Source organism: Rhizobium sp. BK196 (assembly GCF_014193255.1).
In the GTDB taxonomy this organism is placed as follows: Bacteria; Pseudomonadota; Alphaproteobacteria; order Rhizobiales; family Rhizobiaceae; genus Rhizobium.
In genome coordinates this window covers 180,865-201,610 of record NZ_JACHZB010000010.1, presented here as the reverse complement: position 1 = coordinate 201,610, position 20,746 = coordinate 180,865, and the positions used below count along the sequence as shown (strand labels likewise).

At 59.9% G+C, this 20,746-nt stretch carries 23 protein-coding genes; 10 read left to right on the top strand and 13 right to left on the bottom strand.

Going from position 1 to position 20,746, the window contains the following annotated elements; translation table 11 throughout:
* The first annotated feature begins 1 nt into the window (after position 1).
* A complete protein-coding gene (locus FHT78_RS26845) occupies positions 2–442 on the top strand; it encodes a cupin domain-containing protein (RefSeq protein ID WP_183749593.1) in 441 nt (146 codons plus the stop codon).
* Here FHT78_RS26845 and FHT78_RS26840 read toward each other — a convergent pair.
* Together FHT78_RS26840 and FHT78_RS26835 are read right to left on the bottom strand one after the other, a co-directional pair.
* Complete coding sequence (locus FHT78_RS26840) at positions 439–1,335, bottom strand: EamA family transporter (protein ID WP_183749592.1); 897 nt, start codon at positions 1,333–1,335, stop codon at positions 439–441. The two genes, FHT78_RS26845 and FHT78_RS26840, sit on opposite strands and share 4 nt — an antisense overlap.
* 34 nt (positions 1,336–1,369) lie before the next feature.
* A complete protein-coding gene (locus FHT78_RS26835) occupies positions 1,370–2,152 on the bottom strand; it encodes a DUF3108 domain-containing protein (protein ID WP_183749591.1) in 783 nt (260 codons plus the stop codon).
* A 241-nt stretch (positions 2,153–2,393) separates the two neighbouring features.
* Between FHT78_RS26835 and rpmB the strand changes: the two genes are divergently transcribed.
* Both rpmB and FHT78_RS26825 read left to right on the top strand, forming a co-directional pair.
* Complete coding sequence (gene rpmB / locus FHT78_RS26830) at positions 2,394–2,690, top strand: 50S ribosomal protein L28 (RefSeq protein WP_007822210.1); 297 nt, start codon at positions 2,394–2,396, stop codon at positions 2,688–2,690.
* 136 nt (positions 2,691–2,826) lie between these two features.
* Positions 2,827–3,462: a VUT family protein gene (locus FHT78_RS26825; RefSeq protein WP_183749590.1), complete on the top strand. Its 636-nt coding sequence runs from the start codon at positions 2,827–2,829 to the stop codon at positions 3,460–3,462.
* Positions 3,463–3,644: 182 nt separating this feature from the next.
* On the opposite strand, the gene FHT78_RS26820 is transcribed toward FHT78_RS26825, so the two are convergent.
* From FHT78_RS26820 to FHT78_RS26800, 5 genes are all read right to left on the bottom strand, one after another.
* On the bottom strand, positions 3,645–4,205 hold the full coding sequence (locus FHT78_RS26820; protein ID WP_183749589.1) for an AAA family ATPase: 561 nt from the start codon (positions 4,203–4,205) through the stop codon (positions 3,645–3,647).
* A gap of 75 nt (positions 4,206–4,280) precedes the next feature.
* On the bottom strand, positions 4,281–5,279 hold the full coding sequence (locus FHT78_RS26815; protein ID WP_183749588.1) for an esterase-like activity of phytase family protein: 999 nt from the start codon (positions 5,277–5,279) through the stop codon (positions 4,281–4,283).
* A gap of 22 nt (positions 5,280–5,301) precedes the next feature.
* Positions 5,302–7,203 carry a cobaltochelatase subunit CobT gene (gene cobT, locus FHT78_RS26810; protein ID WP_183749587.1) on the bottom strand — a complete coding sequence of 634 codons (1,902 nt, stop codon included), beginning with the start codon at positions 7,201–7,203 and terminating at the stop codon, positions 5,302–5,304.
* 12 nt (positions 7,204–7,215) lie between these two features.
* On the bottom strand, positions 7,216–8,208 hold the full coding sequence (cobS, locus tag FHT78_RS26805) for a cobaltochelatase subunit CobS (protein ID WP_183749586.1): 993 nt from the start codon (positions 8,206–8,208) through the stop codon (positions 7,216–7,218).
* Between the two features lie 313 nt (positions 8,209–8,521).
* Positions 8,522–9,142: a J domain-containing protein gene (locus tag FHT78_RS26800; protein WP_007822228.1), complete on the bottom strand. Its 621-nt coding sequence runs from the start codon at positions 9,140–9,142 to the stop codon at positions 8,522–8,524.
* A 97-nt stretch (positions 9,143–9,239) separates the two neighbouring features.
* Here FHT78_RS26800 and FHT78_RS26795 point away from each other — a divergent pair, with 97 nt between their 5' ends.
* Positions 9,240–9,521: a BolA family protein gene (locus FHT78_RS26795; RefSeq protein ID WP_183749585.1), complete on the top strand. Its 282-nt coding sequence runs from the start codon at positions 9,240–9,242 to the stop codon at positions 9,519–9,521.
* Between the two features lie 58 nt (positions 9,522–9,579).
* Here FHT78_RS26795 and FHT78_RS26790 read toward each other — a convergent pair whose 3' ends face one another.
* Genes FHT78_RS26790 through FHT78_RS26775 form a run of 4 tightly spaced genes read right to left on the bottom strand, consistent with a single transcriptional unit; the run spans position 9,580 to position 13,145 of the window.
* Positions 9,580–10,059 (bottom strand): DUF2938 domain-containing protein, encoded by a 480-nt coding sequence (locus FHT78_RS26790; RefSeq protein ID WP_183749584.1) that lies wholly within the window; start codon positions 10,057–10,059, stop codon positions 9,580–9,582.
* 58 nt (positions 10,060–10,117) lie between these two features.
* Positions 10,118–11,428 carry an HlyC/CorC family transporter gene (locus tag FHT78_RS26785; RefSeq protein ID WP_183749583.1) on the bottom strand — a complete coding sequence of 437 codons (1,311 nt, stop codon included), beginning with the start codon at positions 11,426–11,428 and terminating at the stop codon, positions 10,118–10,120.
* Positions 11,428–12,558 carry a 3-dehydroquinate synthase gene (gene aroB / locus FHT78_RS26780; RefSeq protein ID WP_183749582.1) on the bottom strand — a complete coding sequence of 377 codons (1,131 nt, stop codon included), beginning with the start codon at positions 12,556–12,558 and terminating at the stop codon, positions 11,428–11,430. The genes FHT78_RS26785 and aroB overlap by 1 nt, the downstream gene beginning before the upstream one ends.
* Positions 12,555–13,145, bottom strand: coding sequence for a shikimate kinase (locus FHT78_RS26775; protein ID WP_183749581.1), 591 nt, complete (start codon positions 13,143–13,145; stop codon positions 12,555–12,557). The genes aroB and FHT78_RS26775 overlap by 4 nt, the downstream gene beginning before the upstream one ends.
* Positions 13,146–13,291: 146 nt before the next feature.
* Here FHT78_RS26775 and FHT78_RS26770 point away from each other — a divergent pair, with 146 nt between their 5' ends.
* From FHT78_RS26770 to FHT78_RS26750, 5 genes are all read left to right on the top strand, one after another.
* The gene (locus FHT78_RS26770; RefSeq protein WP_007822234.1) at positions 13,292–13,468 is read left to right on the top strand and encodes a hypothetical protein; all 177 of its coding nucleotides are present in this window, start codon (positions 13,292–13,294) and stop codon (positions 13,466–13,468) included.
* Between the two features lie 4 nt (positions 13,469–13,472).
* Positions 13,473–14,426 carry a site-specific tyrosine recombinase XerD gene (xerD, locus tag FHT78_RS26765; protein ID WP_183749580.1) on the top strand — a complete coding sequence of 318 codons (954 nt, stop codon included), beginning with the start codon at positions 13,473–13,475 and terminating at the stop codon, positions 14,424–14,426.
* A gap of 62 nt (positions 14,427–14,488) precedes the next feature.
* Positions 14,489–15,442 (top strand): acetyl-CoA carboxylase carboxyltransferase subunit alpha, encoded by a 954-nt coding sequence (locus tag FHT78_RS26760; RefSeq protein WP_183749579.1) that lies wholly within the window; start codon positions 14,489–14,491, stop codon positions 15,440–15,442.
* A gap of 192 nt (positions 15,443–15,634) precedes the next feature.
* Complete coding sequence (locus tag FHT78_RS26755) at positions 15,635–16,861, top strand: murein L,D-transpeptidase family protein (protein ID WP_183749578.1); 1,227 nt, start codon at positions 15,635–15,637, stop codon at positions 16,859–16,861.
* Positions 16,862–16,866: 5 nt separating this feature from the next.
* Positions 16,867–17,091, top strand: a complete 225-nt coding sequence (locus FHT78_RS26750; RefSeq protein ID WP_183749577.1) for a sulfurtransferase TusA family protein — start codon at positions 16,867–16,869, stop codon at positions 17,089–17,091.
* A gap of 3 nt (positions 17,092–17,094) precedes the next feature.
* Here FHT78_RS26750 and FHT78_RS26745 read toward each other — a convergent pair whose 3' ends face one another.
* On the bottom strand, positions 17,095–18,246 hold the full coding sequence (locus tag FHT78_RS26745; RefSeq protein ID WP_183749576.1) for a GTP-binding protein: 1,152 nt from the start codon (positions 18,244–18,246) through the stop codon (positions 17,095–17,097).
* A 9-nt stretch (positions 18,247–18,255) separates the two neighbouring features.
* A complete protein-coding gene (locus FHT78_RS26740) occupies positions 18,256–19,389 on the bottom strand; it encodes a D-alanyl-D-alanine carboxypeptidase family protein (RefSeq protein WP_183749575.1) in 1,134 nt (377 codons plus the stop codon).
* 156 nt (positions 19,390–19,545) lie between these two features.
* Here FHT78_RS26740 and FHT78_RS26735 point away from each other — a divergent pair, with 156 nt between their 5' ends.
* Complete coding sequence (locus tag FHT78_RS26735; RefSeq protein WP_183749574.1) at positions 19,546–20,709, top strand: M20 aminoacylase family protein; 1,164 nt, start codon at positions 19,546–19,548, stop codon at positions 20,707–20,709.
* The last annotated feature ends 37 nt before the right edge of the window (positions 20,710–20,746 follow it).

Here is a 20,746-nt window from a genome sequence, read left to right as displayed (position 1 = left end):
CATGGCCGGAAAAGAACTCACTTCCGAGGAGATCATTCGCGAACTCAGCATGCAGCCGCACCCCGAAGGCGGCTGGTATGTCCAGACCTTCCGCGACACGAATGGCGGGGAGCGCGGCCATTCGACGGCGATCTATTATCTGTTGGCCAAGGGCCAGCGCTCGCATTGGCATCGTGTACACGACGCGGCAGAGGTCTGGCACTACTATGCCGGCGCGCCGCTGGCTCTCCATCGCTCCGAAGATGGTGGCAGCAGCGAGACGCTGAAACTCGGGATGGATATTGCGGGCGGCGAGCGGCCGCAGGCGATCATCCCCGCCAACTGGTGGCAATCGGCTGAGACGCTGGGCGACTATACGCTGGTCGGTTGTACGGTGGCCCCTGGCTTTGAATTTTCCAAATTCGAGATGGCGCCACCGGGCTGGAAGCCCGGTATTAGCTAAGCCCGCTCAGCCTCGACCGTCTGCATCTGCGGCTTGCGGCGGAACATCTCCTGCGCTGCCAGCACTGCACCTCCAGTGATCAGGAGGCAGGCAAGCGCGATACGCCAGCTCGGCTCGGCAATGCCGAAAACGGTCAGGATTAGTGTCGACAGTAGCGGCGCGGCGTAACTTGCGGCACCCAGGATCTGGATGTCGCCGTTCTTGACCCCATGGTCCCACGCATAGAAGGCCGCGCCGACCGGAAAGAGACCGAGGCCGACCACGGCAAGCCATTCGAAGCCGGTCTCCGGCCAGACAGTCGTCTCCAGTCCCAGATGGCAGATCAGCGAAAGCACTGAGGTCGCAAGGCAAAAGCCAGTGACCACATCGGTCGAGACGGCATCGAAACGCCGCGTCAGCAGTGAATAGCCGGACCAGGTGAAGGCACAGAGGAAGGCCGCCCCATAACCGACGGCATAAGCGCCGTCGAAGTCGATTCCGTTGCGCCCGACAATCAGGAAGGTGCCGCAAAGACCCGCCAATGCACCGATGATGTGATACCAGCGCAGTCTCTCGCCGGGCAGCAGTGCCGAACCGACCACGATCAGCAGCGGCCACAGATAGGCAATCAAGCCTGCCTCGACGGCCGGTGCGTTTCTGAGCGCCGTGAAATAGAGGAAATGGTAGCCGAACAGACCGGCAATACCGGTGATCCAGACTTTTGCCGGCTGCCTCAGGAGGGCGATGCGCGATGGGTTGAGGATAAGCACGAGAATGCCGGGAAGACTGCCAATGGCAAAGCAGATGGCCGAAAGCTGGAATGGCGGCATCTTGCCTGACGCAGCCGTAAAGAGCGCCAGGAACGACCACATCACAATGGCCGTAAAACCGATCAACGTTGCCCGAAGTTTCACGCCGTCCCCCCTCGCGGAGACTGCGCAAGCTCCGTCAGCTGTTCACGCGGCCGTATTTCACAGCCGTGATCGTCACCGTACCGTATTCCGTGGGAATGCGGACGTAGACCGGAGCATATACATTTGCCGCCTCCGCCTTGGCAAACCAAATTTCCATGCGATTGCTCTTGCTGAGGTAGACGAGATCCTTGCGACCCTTCTTGTAACCGGAGCGCGGAATGAAGCGCACGCCGCAGACGATCGCCTTGCCCTTGAATCCATCGGTCGAAAAATCCTCATCGCCCTTCGGCGAAAGAACCAAGTCCATGCGCGTCTCGCCGTCGAAGATCGGGAGCTTCTGTGAGCAGACATTCGTATCACCGGTAAAGATGAGGCCCGAGATCGGGTCAAGCACGGAGCGCATATCGCCCTCTGTTACCGGAATCCACTCCTTCGGCCGGCGCGGCTCAGGCGTCGTGGTAGCCGACACGATGTTGCCGTTGCGGTAGCTCACCTCGTAAGTCCGCACCTTCTTGCCGGTCTTGTAATAGAGAACGTATTTCGCAGCTTGCAGCCGGTCGTTGCGCACCACGCCTGTGACACTGGTCTTGGCCAGGATATCGGTCACCAGATCGGCAAGACCGGCCGACTTGATATCTCCGTCAATATTGTAGCTACGATCGTCTTCGATCTTTGTCACGAAGGCTGCCCGCGCAATCGTCAGGCCGGCAAGGGCCACCTTATATTCGGTACGGTGCTGTACTTCACTCGCACCGGCCGGCAGGGCCAGAAGTGCCGCGAATGCCGAAACTAAAATCCGTCTGCCCAGATGAGCCATGGTGAGAGCCTTGTCTTGCCGGGCCGATTGCGCCCTTGCACTGCGGTCTATACTCCTGCAGCATTGCGAAGAAAACAGCAGCTTTTTGACAGAATTGCGGGAAAGGCCAAGGTTTGGCTTGACGCGCGCGACCGGTCTGACTATAGAACCGCAACTTTCCAATCATGGCCTGATGGATTGCGCAGCCGGTTGTTGCCGGATTGTCATTCAATGGCCCGAGAAAAACAAGAATAGGTGTTCCATGTCCCGCATGTGCGAATTGACCGGCAAGGCAGTCCTGACTGGTAACAATGTCAGCCATGCCAACAACAAGACCAAGCGCCGGTTCCTCCCGAACCTGTGCCAGGTTACGCTGATCTCCGACGCGCTCGGCCAGCGTTACCGTCTTCGCGTTTCGGCTGCTGCTCTTCGTTCCGTCGAGCATCGTGGCGGCCTCGATGCCTTCCTGCTGAAGGCAAACGAAGGCGAACTTTCGATGCGCGCCCGTCTGCTGCGTCGTCAGATCGTCAAGAAGACCGCTGAAGCCGCTGCTGCTTAAGCTTCGGCCTACGTTCTTCTGCAGCTTTGAAAGGCTTGCACGGATAACATCCGGTCAAGCCTTTTGCTTTGCCAGGCTGGCCCTCATTCCAGTCTGAAATTTTGCTCGAACTGGTGGCATCACCCAGGATAAAAAAATGCTGAAGACCCGCTATACGCTTGCCTATGTCGCCCTGATGACGCTCGTCGTCGTCGCCTCCAACTTCCTCGTCCAGTTTCCGCTGAACGCGACAGTTGCCGGCATCAATCTCGCCGACATTCTCACCTGGGGCGCCTTTTCCTATCCGATTGCCTTCCTGATCACCGACCTGACGAACCGCCAGTTCGGCCCGCAGGCTGCGCGTAAGGTGGTTTTCGCCGGCTTCGTCGTTGGTGTCGCCCTTTCCTTCTTTACCTCGGTTCCGCGTATCGCGATCGCCTCCGGCTCCGCCTATCTCGCCGGCCAGCTTCTCGATATCGCTGTCTTCAACCGCCTGCGCCGTCAGGCCTGGTGGCGCGCGCCGCTCGTAGGCTCGCTGATCGGCTCGGCGCTGGATACGGTGATGTTCTTCTCGCTCTCTTTCGCCGCCTTCTTCGTCTTCCTCGGCCCGAACGAACCCTTCGCACTGGAAAACGCGCCGATCTTCGGTGTCCTCTCGACGGAAGCTCCGCGCTGGATCTCCTGGGCACTCGGCGATTTCGCGGTAAAGATGCTTGTCGGCCTGGTGATGCTGCTGCCCTATGGCGCGCTCATGAACGTGCTGCGCCCCATGCAGTCGGCCGCTGCGCGGTAAAGACCATCTTACAATCCACCTCGGATCGGAATCTCTGAATTCCCCACCTTGCTCCTCACTTTGGATGGGATCATTTCTGGCTGAGCGACCCAGGAAAACGCTCTGACCATGAATGCTGGACGGACTGGCTGTAGACTTGCTGCAGCCAGTCCGCACAAGCCGTTGCGCACCGGCCGGAGATCTCACGACACCTGCGGGCGCCTTGCAATGACCGCCGGATGGCTCAGCACCTCCGCAACGAGTTCTCCTACAGGCCGTGATGAATCGAGCCGCAGGATTGGCTTCGTCAGCGTCTTCAGCCACTCCTCATGCCCAACGAGACTTCGGCGTTCCGGTCCCGCCGTATCGTAACTCTCTGCCCATTCCATGAATTCGCGGCTTTTCACCGCCATGTCGCCACCAGGCCTGATCCTGTGGCCGTATCGCTCTTCCTCGCGCCTGCGGATGCGCTCCATACGCGCGACGGGATCGATCCTCAGAAAGACCACCAGATCGTAAAGCGGCTCGAATTCCGAGCCCCATTTCATTGCCGAGCCAGAAAGCACCCAACCGGCATGGGGCAACGCTTCCTGCCTGAGCATCGCGATACGCGCCCCAACCTCGCGCTGCGTCGTGAAGGGCGGATCAGTCGGTATCCAGAAGAAATGATCGGTATCGAGATGACGGATGCCGAGCAACTCGGCCAGGGCCAGGCCAAGCGTGGTCGTGCCGGAGCCCGACGCTCCCGTGATGTGGATGTGCATGAGACGCTCTCAAAGGCTTATGTCGAAAGGGACGGTCCGCATAGCGCAGAGTTATGACACCCGTTCGACGGCCGCTCAATCGAGCAGCCGGAACTCCAGCATCAGATTGCGCTGCAGGATGGAGTGATTGTCGTCAGACACCAGGATGACATGCGTCGTGCCATCGGCCGCCTGGAAGGCATCGAACCCTTCCATATTGTCGATATTGTAATTGAAATTACCCTCGACGAGCAGTTCCCCATTCACAACGGCGCCAGGTTTGATATCCGCCTCTTTGATACGGCGGATGCGCAAGCCGATGCCTTCGGCCATATTGAAGCGTCGCTCTAGCAGCAGCAGGTCGCCATCCGGCAGGAAGGCACCGTCAGTCACATCGAAGCTGCCATCCTTCTCGACCGTGAACTGCCCCTTCAGCGGCCCATCCAGTATAGCCGCAAGCCGGTTGCCGTCCTCGTCGAGGCTGCGCTCCGCCACGATTACGGGCGCGCCTTTCAACGGGCTCGAGGCGGGGGCCACAACAACGGTTTCAATTCCACGGTTTGACCGCATCTCGTCACGTGGAATCAGGATCCCGACCGTCGACAGGGATCGCGAGTCGAGAAAACCGGGATCCGGATAGACGTCGACGCGATGATACTGTTCGAAAGAGACAAGAATCCGGTCGCCATCCAGCGCGAGGCCTTCGGCATCCATATGCCCCTTACCCTCATAGGTCCGGCCAACCCGATCCCGCATCGGGGTAATTTCGACACCGGAAAGACTGGACAGCCTGCCCTTGGCATCGCGCTCGATGCTGCCCGTCAGCCAGTGCCCGGTATCGAGAACGCCGACGAAATTCTTGCCGTCAGGGCGCATGCGGATGGAGGAAAGCGAGCCAAAGAGCGAATTGCTCGATACCATCTCCAGCCCACCGATAAACTCCAGCGGGCCGAAACGGGTTTCGTCCCGACCGATATGGAAATCCGAAATCTTGCGGCTGATGATCTTCGCAGGCTCGCCCGCATGAGCGCTTGAGAACCCTGTCGCAAGGCCGAGAGCGACCAGAGCGGCGCGAGACAGGTTTTCAAACGCCATATGGAGCTTCTCCAGGACGGTATCAGCCAGCGCGGCGCAGACGGCCACCGCGCGGCTGTGCGGCATGATCCTCAAACAATTCGGCAAGCTGCTCGGTCATGGCGCCGGCGAGCTCATCCGCATCGACGATCGTCACGGCGCGGCGATAGTAACGCGTCACGTCATGGCCAATTCCGATTGCCAGAAGCTCGACCGGAGAACGCGTCTCGATCTGCTCGATCACGGCACGCAAATGCCGCTCCAGATAATTGCCCGGATTGACCGACAGCGTGGAATCATCGACCGGCGCACCATCCGAAATCATCATCAGGATACGACGCTGCTCACGGCGCGCCAGCAGGCGATTATGCGCCCAGATCAGCGCCTCGCCATCGATGTTTTCTTTCAGCAGGCCTTCGCGCATCATCAGGCCGAGATTGGTGCGCGCGCGCCGCCATGGAGCATCGGCCGACTTGTAGACGATGTGGCGCAGGTCGTTGAGACGGCCGGGTGTCTGTGGCTTGCCATTCGCAAGCCAGTTCTCGCGTGCCTGACCGCCCTTCCAGGCCTTCGTCGTGAAGCCGAGGATTTCCACCTTGACGCCGCAGCGCTCCAGCGTGCGCGCCAGAATATCGGCGCAGGTCGCGGCAACAGTGATCGGCCGGCCCCGCATGGAGCCGGAATTGTCGATCAGCAATGTCACGACCGTATCGCGGAACTGCGTGTCGCGCTCCATCTTGAAGGAGAGAGGCTGCGTCGGATCGATGATAATGCGCTGCAGGCGGGCCGTATCGAGATAACCTTCCTCGAGATCGAAATCCCAGGAACGGTTCTGCTGTGCCATCAGCTTGCGCTGCAGACGGTTGGCAAGACGACCGACAGCGCCCTGCAGGTGCGCCAGCTGCTTGTCGAGGAAGGCACGCAGGCGCTCCAGTTCGGCGGCATCGCACAGCTCTTCGGCCGTGATGATTTCGTCGAATTCCTCCGTATAGACGTGGTAATCGACCTTCTCGTTGAAATCGGCAAACGGCGTGTTCGGACGGCGGGTTTCGCCAGGCGTCTCGGAATCGTCCTCGCCTTCTTCCATCATGTCGTCGTCGGAGATCTCGGCGCCTTCGGTTTCGCCGTCCTCCATCTGCTCGTCAGCGACTTCGCTGTCTTCGACCGGTGCGGCATCGCTGCCGGCATCCTCGTCGATCTCGTCCTCGTTCTGCTCGTCGCCTGTCGGCTGATCATCATCGCTGGACTGGTCGTCGTCATCCGGATTGCTGTCGTCGTCTCCATATTCCTCGGCCATTTCCATGGCCGACAGCATATTGCGGATGACCTTCGAGAAAGCCTGCTGGTCGTTGATGACACCGGAGAGATTATCGAGCTCGCTGCCGGCCTTGTCTTCGATGAAGGAACGCCACAGGTCGAGAACTTTTCCGGCCGACGCCGGCGGCTTCTGACCGGTGAGCTTCTCGCGCACCATCATCGCAACGGCTTCGCCGATCGGCGCATCTTCCTGCCGTTCGATGCCGGTAAAATTCGCCTTGGCGTATTTCTCCTCGGTCATGGAACGCAGGTTGGCAGCCATGCCTTCCATGCGCAGCGAACCGATCGATTCCACCCGCGCCTGCTCGACGGCGTCGAAGATCGCCCGGGCATCCGAGCCTTGCGGCGCCATGCTGGAATGGACCTTCTCGTCGTGGCAGGCGATACGCAGTGCCATGGAATCGCCAAGACCGCGCGTCACCGCCAGCTCATGCGCCGTCGGGCGCTTGGAAAGCTCCGGCAGACGAATGCGCTCGCCCGTCATGCCGGGACGCTCATTGGCGAAAGCTACCTCGACTTGGTCATCGCCCGCGATTGCGCGCACGCAGCCGGTTATCGCCCGCCGCAACGGCTCGACATCGACGGGCGCACCGGGCTTTGCTTTCGAATTGTCACCACGAGATGCCATGATCGACTGGCCTTAAGCCCCCAGAACGATGTTGGCAGCGCTTTCCTTGAGTTCCACGCCGAAGGCACGCTGATAGTGCTCGGCCACCAGAGGACGCTCCAGCTCATCGCACTTGTTGAGGAAGGTGACGCGGAAGGCGAAGGCGATATCGCCGAAAATCTCGGCATTCTCGGCCCAGGTGATGACGGTACGCGGGCTCATGACGGTCGAAAGATCGCCATTCATGAACGAAGCGCGCGTCAGATCGGCAACGCGGACCATCTTGGAAACTGTATCGCGACCTTCCTTGTCCTTGCCTAAGCTCTTCACCTTGGCAGCGACGATATTCACTTCGTGGTCGTGCGGCAGATAGTTCAGCGTCGAGACGATCGACCAGCGGTCCATCTGTGCCTGGTTGATCTGCTGCGTGCCGTGATAGAGGCCTGTCGTATCGCCAAGACCGATGGTGTTGGCGGTTGCAAACAGGCGGAAGGCCGGGTGAGGACGGATGACACGGCTCTGGTCGAGCAGCGTCAGGCGGCCGGAGGATTCCAGCACGCGCTGGATGACGAACATCACGTCCGGGCGGCCGGCATCATATTCGTCGAAGACAAGCGCGACATTGTGCTGATAGGCCCAGGGCAGGATGCCATCCTTGAATTCGGTGACTTGCATCCCGTCCTTGACGACGATCGCATCCTTGCCGACGAGATCGATACGGCTGACATGGCTGTCGAGGTTGATACGCACGCAAGGCCAGTTGAGGCGCGCGGCAACCTGCTCGATATGCGAAGACTTACCCGTGCCGTGGTAGCCGGAGATCATCACGCGTCGGTTATGGGCAAAGCCGGCGAGGATCGCGAGCGTCGTCTCGCGGTCGAAGAGATAGTCGGGATCGAGATCCGGAACATAGGCATCGCCCTTGCTGTAAGCGGGCACACGAATGTCGGAATCGATGCCGAAGACCTCCCGGACCGAAACGGTGGTGTCGGGCAGTTCGGAAATATCAAGGTCAATCTTGCTCATCATGTCTCCAAGGCGGGTGACGGCCACCCGACCACACTATCTCAGCCATTGCGCGACCATGGCGCCGCAGTATCGTTTCCGCGTTCTCCAAGGGTCGGAACGTCGGCGATACTTCTCCGGGACTGAAACGAAACCTCGGCGGGATAATGACCGCTGGCGAGCATTCTTGAAAGAGTCCCGGACAAGAAACGCAGCGTCCGGAAGGTCGGCAGAGGCGATGTCGGGAAAACGCACAAATATATATGCCGCGGTTGCCTGCGGCCTCAGCCGATGTGGACCATACCCGATTGAAGCTTAAGAGCAAGGACGGGAATTAACAAAAACCGTTCTGCTTCAACAATTGATAGGCCTGGATGACGGCGCGGAAACGCTCTTCCGAGCCGCGATCGCCGCCATTCGCATCGGGGTGATGCTTCTTGACCAGTTCCTTGTACTTGCTCTTGATCTCCGCCGAAGTGGCGTTCGCTGCAAGTCCCATCGTATCGAAAGCCTTGGCCTCCAGCGATTTCAGCTTGCGGGCCTGCGGAAAGCGCGGGCCGCTGCCCTTGCCGCCACCTTCCTTCACGAAACCGAACGGATCGCGCACGCGCGAATAGGCGCCGGAGCGGACCTCGGCATGCAGCGGGCTATTTTTGGCATCCTTGTTGACGCCGACCGTCCAGGTGGGGCGATGCCCGGTGATCGCCTCCTTCTGGTAACGTGCAATTTCGCCGTCCGAGAGGCCGGAGAAATAATTATATCCCTTGTTGTAGTCCTTGACGTGCTCGAAACAGAACAAGAAGAACTGGCCTTCCGCATTGCGTCCGACAGGAGCGCGATGCGTGCCTTTTTTGTCGCAGCCGTCCCACTGACAGCTTGGGGGCGCCTGTTCGGGCTCCTGCTCTCGCCTGCGGCGCGTTCGGATGCGATCGAAATATTTGGAATCAAGTCTCATGGCGGCGCTAATTATGGGGCTGCTGACTGACGACAACAAGAATTGACAAACGGGAATGTTGCTGGCTTGGTGGAAACCTTTTTCAAAAGACCCGGTGATGACACTCCAGAGCAGCATCGAAGAGAAGCTCAAAGAGGCATTTGCGCCCGAACGCCTCTCCGTGATCAACGAGAGCCATCTGCACGCCGGTCACCAGCCGGACATCACGGGCACCGGCGAGACGCATATGCGCGTTCGTATCGTCTCTGCAAAATTCGTCGGCATGTCGCGGCTGCAACGGCATAGGGCGATCACCGACCTCTTGAAGCCCGAGTTGGATGCCGGGCTTCACGCACTGGCCGTCGAGCCGTCAGCGCCGGACGAACCGACGCGCTGGTAGCGCTTGCTTTTGATGCAATTCCGGGCGCAAATCGCCGCGCGCTTTTGCTGGAATTGCTCTAGCGGATAATGAGCGCCGTTGCGTAAAGCCCGAAGCCGAAGACGGTATGGGCGAGCAGATTGAACACACGGGCCTTCGTGGGATTCGGCGTCTTCGATGCCGCCCAGCCGAGGCCGAGGCCCGGTTGCATCAGAAACCAACCCGCGCCGACGGTGACGATGCCTAGGATCCAGGCCGGCAGGAAAGTCGGCGCAGCAAACCAGGCCGGGCCGACGAAAATCGCCAGCAGGATGCCGTAGAGGATTCCGACCGCATAGTGGCCGATCCAGCCGAGCGCCAGCTCGCTGGCGTAGGGCGCGGCATCAGCGATATTATCATGAAAGACCTTGCCCTTGCCGAGGTGCCAGAACCAGCGTCCGGCCGGCGCCCAGTTTGGCGACGGCGTCACGCCGAGCTTTGCGAGCAGGATCGCCCAGATATCCATGAGGACTGTCGCCCCGATGCCGATGGCGACGGATCGCCAGAGAATGTCGAACATGTCAGTTCCTCTAGGATGAGCCGGCGCACGGAAATGGTGCCGGTAACGGAAATCTTGTTCAGGCGAGTTTAGTCTCGTCTTCCTCAGCGGGACGGATGCGCAGCTTGGTGATGCGGTTTTTCTCCCGCTTCATGACGACGAAACGCTTGCCATAGAAGGTGAAGGCCTGCCGCTCTTCGGGAATGGTCATCGATTCATGGATGACGAGACCGGCGATCGTCGTCGCTTCTTCATCCGGCAGGTTCCAGTCGAGCGCACGATTGAGATCGCGGATCGGCACGCCGCCATCGACGACGATGGAACCGTCGGCCTCCTGTCGTACGCCCTGCATGTCGATATCATGCTCGTCCGAGATGTCGCCGACGATCTCTTCGAGAATATCCTCGAGCGTAACGATGCCCTGCACCTCACCATATTCGTCTACGACAACGGCGAAATGCTGTTTGCGGCGCAGAAAGGCATTGAGCTGATCTTCGAGTTTGGTGCTGTCGGGCACGAACCAGGGCTTCTGGGCGATCTTCACGATATCGAGCTGCTGTGGCTCCATGTTCGGCTCGGCGAGCGCCCTGAGCAGATCCTTGGCGTGCACGACACCGATGATGTTGTCGATCGTACCGCGCCACAGTGGCATACGCGTATAGGGACTTTCGAGGATCGCCCGAACCACTGACTCCGGCGGATCGTCGGCATTGATCGCGCGCATCGCCGTCCGGTGGACCATGATATCGGAAAGCTCGAGCTCACCCAGATCGAGCACACCGCCGAGGCGGTCGCGGTCCGCCTTCACCACCGAGCCTTCGCGATGCAACAGGTCGACAGCGCCTCGCAACTCTTCGTGTGCCGACAGCATCGAAACTTCGCGCGACAGATTGATTCCGAAAAGGCCGAGGATCCGGCGAACGATACCATTGACGAAGGAAGAAATCGGACCGACCACGGCGACGAATATCCGCGTCGGTATCGCAACGGTGAGGGCAAAACGCTCCGGCGTCGAGATCGCCCAACTTTTCGGCAGGACTTCCGCGAAGATGACAAGGATAATGGTCATGGCAAGAGTTGCCAGCGCCACACCGGAATTGCCGAAGATTCCCAGAAACACGCTTGTAGCCAGCGACGACGACAGGATGTTGGCGAGATTGTTGCCGATCAGCAGCGCACCGATCAGCCTGTCACGACGCTCGATGAGGGTTCTGACGAGACCGGCACGCTCATCGCCATTGGCTTCCAGCGTATGGATCCGGCTTCTCGAAACAGCGGTCAGCGCGGTTTCGGATCCCGAAAAGAAGGCAGACATCAATACCAGGGCCGCGATCGAAATGATCTCCGGCCAGTAGACCGATAAAAACGCCAGGGTGCCCTCGACTGACATCAGGGATGTTTTTCCTTGAGAAAGCTGATCACTTCGGAAGCCGGCACGTCATCGGCGACGAAAGACTGGCCGATGCCACGGGTGAGAATGAAGGTGAGCTTGCCGCCCTTGACCTTCTTGTCCTGCGCGATCGCATCCATCAGCACTTCGGCCGGCGGGAGGATCCCTGGGATCTCCGACATGCGTGTCGGCAGGCCGACGGCCTTCAGGTGCGCCTCGACACGGCGGGCGTCGTCGGGGCTTGCAAGGTTCATGCGCGCCGAAAATTCATGCGCCAGCACCATGCCGATCGAAACGCCTTCACCATGGACCAGCCGGCTGCTGTCATAGGCGGTCGCGGCCTCCAGCGCATGGCCGAAGGTGTGGCCGAGATTGAGCAGCGCCCGCTGGCCGTTTTCCCGCTCGTCGGCAACCACGACATCTGCCTTGGCTTGGCAACTCACCGCAATCGCTTCGATACGAGCCGAGCCACCGGCAAAGACTGCCTGCCAGTTGTTCTCCAGCCAGGCGAAGAAATCCGGCTTGTCGATCAGGCCATACTTGGCGACTTCGGCATAACCGGCGCGGAATTCGCGTTCGCTCAGGGAATTCAGGACATCGGTATCGGCAAGAACCAGATCCGGCTGATGGAACACACCGATGAGATTCTTGCCGTGGCGGCTATTGATGCCGGTCTTGCCGCCGACGGAAGAATCAACCTGGGAGAGCAGCGAGGTCGGCACCTGTACGAAACGCACACCACGCCTGACGATGCCGGCGGCAAAACCCGAGAGGTCGCCGATGACGCCGCCACCGAGCGCGATGACGTAGTCGTTGCGTTCAACGCGGGCTTCCAGAACCTTATCACAGACATTGATCAAATGCTCGAAACTCTTGGTCTTCTCGCCGGCCGGCAAGACGACTGACGCCGAGGCGATGCCTGCAGCATCCAGACTTGCCTTCAAGGCATCGAGATAAAGCGGTGCCACATGCTCGTCGGTGACGATCGCGGCCTTGCGGCCCTTGATCCGCGAGGCGACCTCACTGCCGGCGCGGGCGATCAGCCCCGGCCCGATCATAATATCATAGGCTCGCTCGCCAAGCGGCACATGCACCTTGCGGACGGCGGAAGCTGACGTGATCGTGTTCATGATACTGCACTTTCTTTCTGGGCCTCGACCACGGCTCTCAGCACTTCATCAGCCATGACTTCCTTGCGCACGTCGCGCGAAAGCACCGTGAGATCGGCCTCCGCATAAACGGGATAGCGGGCATTCATCAGATTTTCGAGCGTCTGCTTCGGGTTTTCGGTCTTCAGCAGCGGACGTGTATCGCGCTTATTGACCCGATCCCAGAGCACGTCGAGATCTGCCTTCAGCCAGACCGAAAGGCCGCCCTTCTTGATATGCTTGCGCGTGCGGGCATTGATGAAGGCGCCGCCACCGGTAGAGACGACACGCGGGCCGCCCTTCAGCAGACGCTTCATCACCCGAGCTTCGAGCGCCCGAAACTCTTCTTCCCCATAAGCGGCGAAAAGCTCGGTGATCGTCATGCGCGAGACGCGCTCGATTTCTATATCGCTGTCGATGAAGGGAATGCCGAGCTGGTGCGCAACGAGGCGACCGACCGAGGATTTTCCGGCTCCCATGAGGCCGACGAGGATGAGATTGCGTGAACCGAGCGCGGCGCGAGCTCTATCTCTCAGGCTGTCTGCAACGGAAACTGGGGGTTCACTCATCGGTCCATTCACACTTTGTTTGCAAACGGTATCGACAAATGCGGGTGTAGCGTCAAGTCGCGGGCAAGGGAATCATGGTCTCACTGCGCCTTCTTGCACTTGCAAACATGCTTCTTATAACAGAAGCAGTTCTAAGGAGTAGCCGGATGCCGAGCCTGATCCGTTTCCTGTCCGTCCTGGCGGTCATTGCCGGATTGATCTATGGAGCGATGTGGGCGCTCGTCACCTTCGTCGAGCCGCAGGAGCGGGATGTGACGATCCGCATCCCTTCCGAGCGGGTAAACCCGCCCTCGACAGGCACCATCAACACCACGAAGAAGTGACGCGATGAAGGACCTCGGCCGCGTCCATGTGGAGTCATTCCTGGAAATGATGAGTGCCGAGCGGGGTGCTGCAGTCAATACGCTGCAATCCTACGAACGCGATCTGGACGACCTGCGCTCCTTCCTGCACGGCCGCAGCATCCGCCTGACAGAGGCGGCATCCGGCGATCTCGGCGCTTATCTTGGCTCGCTGTCCGCGCAGGGTTTCAAGCCTTCCTCGCAGGCCCGCCGCCTTGCCGCCATGCGCCAGTTCTACAAGTTTCTCTATGCCGAGGGCCTACGCACCGACGATCCGACCAGCATTCTCGACGCACCGAAGAAGGGCCGCTCCCTGCCGAAGACGATGGGCGTCGATGAAGTGACCAAGCTGCTTACTCAGGCAGAAACCGAGGCCGCTGACCCTGCCGCCGGCCAGCTTCACCGCATGCGCATGCTGGCACTGTTGGAACTGCTCTATGCCACCGGTATGCGTGTCAGCGAGCTCGTCTCGCTTCCCGCCCGCGTTCTCGATCAGGAAGGACGTTTCCTGATGATCCGCGGCAAGGGCAACAAGGAGCGGTTGGTACCGCTTTCCCAATCGGCAATTGCCGCGCTGAAAGCCTACGGCCGCATGCTGGCGGCCGAAAACGCCGCATCAAAACAGCCTCAGGACAGCCCCTGGCTATTCCCCGCTGCCTCGAAGGAAGGCTACCTCCCGCGGCAGGTCTTCGCCCGAGATCTCAAGATGTTGGCGATCCGCGCCGGCCTGACGCCTTCCATGATTTCTCCGCATGTCATGCGACACGCCTTCGCGAGCCACCTTCTGGCCAATGGCGCGGACCTGCGCGTGGTGCAGGAACTTCTCGGCCATCAGGACATTTCGACGACACAAATCTATACGCATGTTCTGGAAGAACGGCTCCAGCAACTCGTCCATACGCACCACCCCCTTGCAAAACAGGCGAAAAAGCACGAATAGGACCGGCGACAAGGGACGGAACCAGGAAACTGCCCCGCGCACAAGGAACGGAAACGCACCTCATGCACAACTATCTCGACTTCGAAAAGCCGATCTCCGACCTCGAAGGTAAGATCATCGAGCTTAAGAAGCTGGCGACGGAAGACGAAAGCATCGACACCTCCGACGAAGTCGGCAGGCTCGAAGTCCGCGTCCGCGAGGCAATTGTCGAGATCTATTCGAAGCTCAACGCCTGGCAGAAGACGCAGGTCGCGCGCCACCCGCAGCGTCCGCATTTCGTCGACTATGCTAAGACCCTCTTCCAGGAATTCACGCCGCTTGCCGGCGACCGCAAGTTTTCCGAGGATGCCGCCATCCAGGCTGGTCTTGCCCGCTTCCGCGGCCAGCCGGTCGCCGTCATCGGCCAGGAAAAGGGCAACGATACCAAGAGCCGCTTGAAGCACAATTTCGGCAGCGCCCGTCCGGAAGGCTACCGCAAGGCGATCCGCATCCTCGAAATGGCCGATCGTTTCCAGCTTCCGATCATCACGCTCGTCGATACCGCAGGCGCCTATCCGGGTGTCGGCGCCGAAGAACGCGGTCAGGCCGAAGCCATCGCCCGTTCGACCGAAATGTGCCTCGCCGTCAAGGTGCCGCTGATCTCGATCGTCATTGGCGAAGGCGGCTCGGGCGGCGCGATCGCGATCGCCACCGGCAACCGCGTCTACATGCTCGAACATTCGATCTACAGCGTCATCTCGCCGGAAGGTGCCGCCTCGATTCTCTGGCGCGATTCCACCCGCGCCAAGGAAGCGGCGACCAACATGAAGATCACCGCCGAAGACCTGAAGGGGCTCGGCGTCATCGACGGCATCATCCCCGAACCGCTCGGCGGCGCACACCGTGATCCCGACAGCGTCATCGCCGCGACGGGCGACGTCATCGCCAATGCGCTGGCCGAAATGGCTTCCCGCTCCGGCGAACAGTTGCGCAACGACCGCCGCCAGAAATTCCTCGCCATGGGCCGCAATCTGTAAGTTCCACAAACCGGCGCAGCCGATTGGGGCCAAATCTTGGCCACAATAATGTTATCTGTAACATTGCGCTTGCAGGACACGTCCGCGCAAGTCATAGGCTGGTAAGGATTTATCAAGTATAAGCCGCCTATGATTCCGCGCTACGCCGGTTTCCATAAGCGGGTTGGGTCGCATTTTTGATGGGCTGATTGAATGCGCATACGTCATTTTGCCTATGTTTCACTCATGGCGCTGGCTCTGACCGGCTGCAATGACGCATTGGAATCGGCTCAAGGCATCGACCTTTCGACCGTCAAGAACAAGGTGGAACAGCCGCTTCCCGCCCATATCCTTGCCGACATGTCGGCCAAGGGCATGGACCGCAACTCGCCGATCATGATCCGCATCTTCAAGGAAGAAGGTGCGCTGGAAGTCTGGAAGGCGAAGACGGACAACCGGTTTGAGAAGATCGCCGGCTACAAGATCTGCGCCTGGTCCGGCAAGCTCGGCCCGAAGGTCAAGACCGGCGATCGGCAGGCGCCGGAAGGCTTCTACAACCTGAGCCGTGCCAACCTGAATCCCAATTCTAAATATTATCTGGCAATCAATACCGGTTTTCCGAACCGCTATGACGCCGTCAACGGCCGCACTGGCAGCGATCTGATGATCCACGGTGCCTGCTCATCCTCCGGCTGCTATTCCATGACCGATCAGCAGGTTCTGGAAATCTACGCCTTTGCCCGTGACGCCTTCAAGGGCGGCCAGGAGAGCGTCCAGCTTCAGGCCTTCCCCTTCCGCATGACGGCCGAGAACATGGTCAAGCACCGCCTCGACCCAAACTATGATTTCTGGAAGATGCTGAAGGTCGGCTACGACAATTTCGAAGTCACCAAGCGCCCGCCGGAAGTGAACGTCTGCGAGAAGAAATACGTCTTCAACCAGCAGGCCATCAACGGCGGCAGCTTCAATCCGGCCGGCGCGTGCCCGGCCATGTCGACGCCGCCGGCGCTGACAGCCGCTCTCGCTTCGTACGGCAAGACCTATGATGCCGAATACCAGGCGGCCCTGAAAAAATATGACGGGCTTGCCTGGTACGACCCGACGGAAGCAGAACGTAAGGCTGTCGTCGCCAAGCTGCGCAAGGGCCGCGAACTCGCCTATGCTCCAACCGGCACGTCGCTTGAGGCCGGCCGCATGGTCAAGGTTGCCGAGCTCGAAGACATGCTGGCCAATCAGGCCGCAAAGAGCGTGACTGCAAAGACCGCAGCTGCCGCTACGCCGACGACGCAGGCTCAGGCTGCGACCGTTGCCGCAGCGCTGCCAGCCAATATTCCGGTGCCGATGCAAAACCCGCTGGCCTATGCCGCGCCTGAACCCGCGCCGCAGGAAACCGCCGACGCCACCAAGAAGCCGTTCTGGAAGTTCTGGGCCAGGAACTGATCGGCTTGGACGCCGTTCTCTACGATCTGCGCGGGCTGAAATGCCCGCTTCCCGTCATCAAGACGCGCAAGAAGCTGAGGTCTATGCCGAGCGGCGCAACGATCCTCGTCGATACCAGCGATCCGCTTGCCGTCATCGACATCCCGCATTTCTGCAATGAAGACGGCCACGAGCTTATCAGCACCGAAAAGACCGAGCGCGGCCACCGTTTCCTGATCCGCAAGGGATGATCGTCAGATCCGCATGCCCGGAATGGCGAGCGGATTGTCGCTGAGGGCTGCCCGATCCGGCGCATCGATCCGCGGCTTGCCCACGAACGCGTCGAAAAGATCCTTCACGAAAGCCTCAGGCAGATCCTTGGTGATCAGCACCATGCGCGTGCGCCGGTCCTCGGAATCCGGCCAGGCTGGAAGCCGAACCGGCGGATGAAAGATGCTCTGAACGCCATGTAACACCAGCGGTCGCTCCGGCCGGTCGGACGTCGCGATGATCGCCTTCATGCGCAAGAGCTTTTCCCCATGCGCCGAACGCAGGAGATCGATGAACATTTCGAGCGCCATGGGATCGATAGGCTTCTCTTCGATGATCGAGAAGGAGCGGATCGAAGCATCGTGACGGTTGACGTCGTGCGGGTCCTGATGTTCGTGGCCGTGATGGTGGTGATGCCCATGATCATGATCGTGGCCATGCTGGTGATGATGGTGCCCCTTGTGCTCTTCCTCATCATGCAGCCAACGGCGGACATCGGCGATTTTTGTACCGGGATCATAAAGCCCGTTGACGAAAATACGCGCCGAGCCTGCCGCATCGCTGTCGGCATCCATGATGGCGGCGCGCGGATTGAGGCCATGCAGACGTGCCATCAGTGCATCCGTATCGCCGGCTATGTTCCGTTTCGAAACGATCAGCCGATCGGCAACAGCCGCCTGCTTGCGTGCCTCCTCATGATTGTCGAGTGTCTGCAGGCCATTCACGGCATCGACAACAGTGACCACACCATCCAGCTCGAAATTCTGCGCGATGACAGGATTGCCCATGATCGCCTGCATGACAGGAGCCGGGTCGGCAAGGCCGGTGGTTTCGATGACCACGCGCTTAACCGGCTTCACGCGGCCCGTCTGCACCGCATCCATGAGGTTTGCCAGCGTGTCGACCAGTTCTCCGCGCACGGTGCAGCAGAGGCAGCCATCGGAGAGCTCGATGATGGAATCGCCTGAGCTTTCGACCAGCAGATGGTCGATACCAACATCGCCGAATTCATTGATGATGACGGCTGCATCCTTCATGGCGGGATCTTTGAGGATGCGATTCAGCAGCGTCGATTTTCCGGCGCCGAGAAAGCCGGTCAGGATGGTGACCGGAATCTTGTCGCTAAACGTGCTCATGGTTTTTCCTTAGAAGGATGTCGGCCGCGGAAGCGGAACCGGTACGTTGGCGAGTGCTTCGACTGCATCGCCCTTGGCAGACTTGTCGTTCTGGGCGACCGGCTGCGCATCCTGGCCCGGAATGAGGCCCGCGAACACGAATTGCGGCTCATGATCCATCTCGTGGATATAGGGTGACTGCACCTTCATGCGGCCAACCTCGTCGCGCGTTTCGCTACGCACTTTTGCGCCCTTTGCGCTGCAGATATCGGCCGTGATGTCATTCACCTGGTCCTGCCCGGGACCGTAAGGCTTCAGCGAGCCCAGCGTATCGTTCGCCGCAAATTGCGTGGTAAAGCCCTTCTGGAGCAGATTTGCGGTGGCGTCGGCGCGGGCCGCCAGGCTGTCGGTACCGAGAACGACCGACACCAGCGTACGACCGTTACGTGTCGCAGAACCGATCTGATTGAAGCCAGACGCGCAGATGAAGCCGGTCTTCATGCCATCGGCGCCAGCAAAGCGGCCGATCAGCATGTTGATGTTCGGAACGTTCTGCTTGCCGGTCGTAAAACCTTCCAGCGAGAAATAGCCGGCATATTGCGGGAAGTCGCGGCGCAGCGCCACCGTCAGAATCGCAAGGTCGCGGGCCGTTGTATATTGCCCGTTGCCCGGCAGGCCGTTCGGATTGACGAAATGCGAATCCGTCATGCCGAGCTTCGCCGCCTCGGAATTCATACGCACGACGAAAGCTTCCTGGGTGCCGCCGACCGCTTCCGCAACGGCAACGGCGATGTCATTGGCCGACTTCACCATCAGGATCTTCAACGCGCTGTCGAGCGTGAATTTCTGGCCCGGCTTGAAACCCATCTTTGCCGGCGGCGCAGACGCGGCCCGCTTGCTCATGACAACGGGGGTGTCGAGACTGATCTGGCCGGATCGGATCGCATCGAAAACCGTATAGACAGTCATCAGTTTGGTGAGCGAAGCCGGATACCACTTGCGGAAGGCTTCTTCATGCTCCAGCACGCGGCCGGTCTGCACGTCGACGAGAATATGCGGATTGGCGTGAGCAAGTGTAACGGACGAGACAAGAACCGCCGTTGCTGTCGCTATAAAAGAAAAGGGCCGCAAAGCGGCGAACAAACGATCGTGGCGCGTCGACAAGTGCTCGTCCTTCAGGGAATTATCTCGAAACCTTCCCCTATTTACCCTATATGGCTATGACATGGCAAAGGTCATTGACTAAGTTATTTCCAAGGCATCACGCCCTCGTGATGCTTTCAGACAGGCCCCACGCATTTCACTCACAGGAAGCCAAGAATGCCGATTCTGAATAGAGCCGCCGAACTTCAGGACGAAGTCGCAGAGTGGCGCCGTCACATCCATGCACGGCCGGAACTTCTCTTCGCAGTCGAAAATACGGCCGCCTTCGTTGCTGAAAAGCTTAAAGAATTCGGCGTCGACGAAATCGTCACCGGCATCGGCCGCACCGGCGTTGTCGGTCTCATCAAGGGCAAAGGCGACGGCAGCCGCACGGTGGGCCTGCGCGCCGATATGGATGCCCTGCCGCTCACCGAAATCACCGGCAAACCTTGGGCATCGAAAACACCTGGCAAGATGCATGCCTGCGGTCATGATGGCCATACGGCCATGCTGCTGGGTGCAGCGAAGTATCTCGCCGAGACCCGCAACTTCAATGGCAATGTCGCTGTGATCTTTCAGCCCGCCGAAGAAGGCGGCGGCGGCGGCAACCTGATGGTCAAGGACGGCATGATGGAGCGCTTCGGCATCGAAGAGGTCTACGGCATGCACAATCTCCCGGGTCTGCCCGTCGGCCAGTTCGCCACCCGCAAAGGCCCTATCATGGCGGCGACCGACGAGTTCACCGTCACCATCAAGGGCCGTGGCGGCCATGCGGCCCAGCCGCACCGTACGATCGATCCTATCGCCATCGGCGCACAGATCGTCACAAACCTGCAACTGATCGCCTCGCGCAGCGTCAATCCGCTGCGCTCGGTCGTGGTCTCCGTCACCAAGTTCAATGCCGGCTTCGCCCATAACGTCATACCCAATGACGCAACCTTCGCCGGCACGATCCGCACGCTGGATGACGAGGTGCGCGCCCAAGCCGAAGCACGCCTGCGCCAAGTGGTCGATGGCATCTGCGTCGCCCATGGCGCGGAAGCCGATATCAACTTCCACCGCAACTACCCCGTCACCTTCAACCATGCGGATGAAACGGAACATGCCGTCGCCATCGCCGGCGACATAGCCGGCGAAGCCAACGTCAATCCTGAGGTCGATCCGATGATGGGCGGCGAGGATTTCTCCTACATGCTGAACGCTCGCCCCGGCGCCTTCATCTTCATCGGCAATGGCGACACTGCCGGCCTGCATAACCCCGCCTACGACTTCAACGACGATGCAATCGCCCACGGTATTTCCTACTGGGTGCGCCTCGCCGAACAGCGCCTCGGCGCCTGAAGCGAAACGACATTGGATATACTGAAAGGGCTTGGCT

Bases quoted from the DNA above. Each gene is read 5' to 3' on its own strand.
- FHT78_RS26755 (WP_183749578.1), top strand. From the start codon at position 15,635: ATGCGCATACGTCATTTTGCCTATGTTTCACTCATGGCGCTGGCTCTG.
- FHT78_RS26820 (WP_183749589.1), bottom strand. From the start codon at position 4,205: ATGCACATCCACATCACGGGAGCGTCGGGCTCCGGCACGACCACGCTT.
- cobT (WP_183749587.1), bottom strand. From the start codon at position 7,203: ATGGCATCTCGTGGTGACAATTCGAAAGCAAAGCCCGGTGCGCCCGTC.
- FHT78_RS26835 (WP_183749591.1), bottom strand. From the start codon at position 2,152: ATGGCTCATCTGGGCAGACGGATTTTAGTTTCGGCATTCGCGGCACTT.
- FHT78_RS26795 (WP_183749585.1), top strand. From the start codon at position 9,240: ATGACACTCCAGAGCAGCATCGAAGAGAAGCTCAAAGAGGCATTTGCG.
- FHT78_RS26815 (WP_183749588.1), bottom strand. From the start codon at position 5,279: ATGGCGTTTGAAAACCTGTCTCGCGCCGCTCTGGTCGCTCTCGGCCTT.
- aroB (WP_183749582.1), bottom strand. From the start codon at position 12,558: ATGAACACGATCACGTCAGCTTCCGCCGTCCGCAAGGTGCATGTGCCG.
- rpmB (WP_007822210.1), top strand. From the start codon at position 2,394: ATGTCCCGCATGTGCGAATTGACCGGCAAGGCAGTCCTGACTGGTAAC.
- FHT78_RS26825 (WP_183749590.1), top strand. From the start codon at position 2,827: ATGCTGAAGACCCGCTATACGCTTGCCTATGTCGCCCTGATGACGCTC.
- FHT78_RS26790 (WP_183749584.1), bottom strand. From the start codon at position 10,059: ATGTTCGACATTCTCTGGCGATCCGTCGCCATCGGCATCGGGGCGACA.
- FHT78_RS26775 (WP_183749581.1), bottom strand. From the start codon at position 13,145: ATGAGTGAACCCCCAGTTTCCGTTGCAGACAGCCTGAGAGATAGAGCT.
- cobS (WP_183749586.1), bottom strand. From the start codon at position 8,208: ATGAGCAAGATTGACCTTGATATTTCCGAACTGCCCGACACCACCGTT.
- FHT78_RS26760 (WP_183749579.1), top strand. From the start codon at position 14,489: ATGCACAACTATCTCGACTTCGAAAAGCCGATCTCCGACCTCGAAGGT.
- FHT78_RS26770 (WP_007822234.1), top strand. From the start codon at position 13,292: ATGCCGAGCCTGATCCGTTTCCTGTCCGTCCTGGCGGTCATTGCCGGA.
- FHT78_RS26800 (WP_007822228.1), bottom strand. From the start codon at position 9,142: ATGAGACTTGATTCCAAATATTTCGATCGCATCCGAACGCGCCGCAGG.
- FHT78_RS26735 (WP_183749574.1), top strand. From the start codon at position 19,546: ATGCCGATTCTGAATAGAGCCGCCGAACTTCAGGACGAAGTCGCAGAG.
- FHT78_RS26745 (WP_183749576.1), bottom strand. From the start codon at position 18,246: ATGAGCACGTTTAGCGACAAGATTCCGGTCACCATCCTGACCGGCTTT.
- xerD (WP_183749580.1), top strand. From the start codon at position 13,473: ATGAAGGACCTCGGCCGCGTCCATGTGGAGTCATTCCTGGAAATGATG.
- FHT78_RS26785 (WP_183749583.1), bottom strand. From the start codon at position 11,428: ATGTCAGTCGAGGGCACCCTGGCGTTTTTATCGGTCTACTGGCCGGAG.
- FHT78_RS26845 (WP_183749593.1), top strand. From the start codon at position 2: ATGGCCGGAAAAGAACTCACTTCCGAGGAGATCATTCGCGAACTCAGC.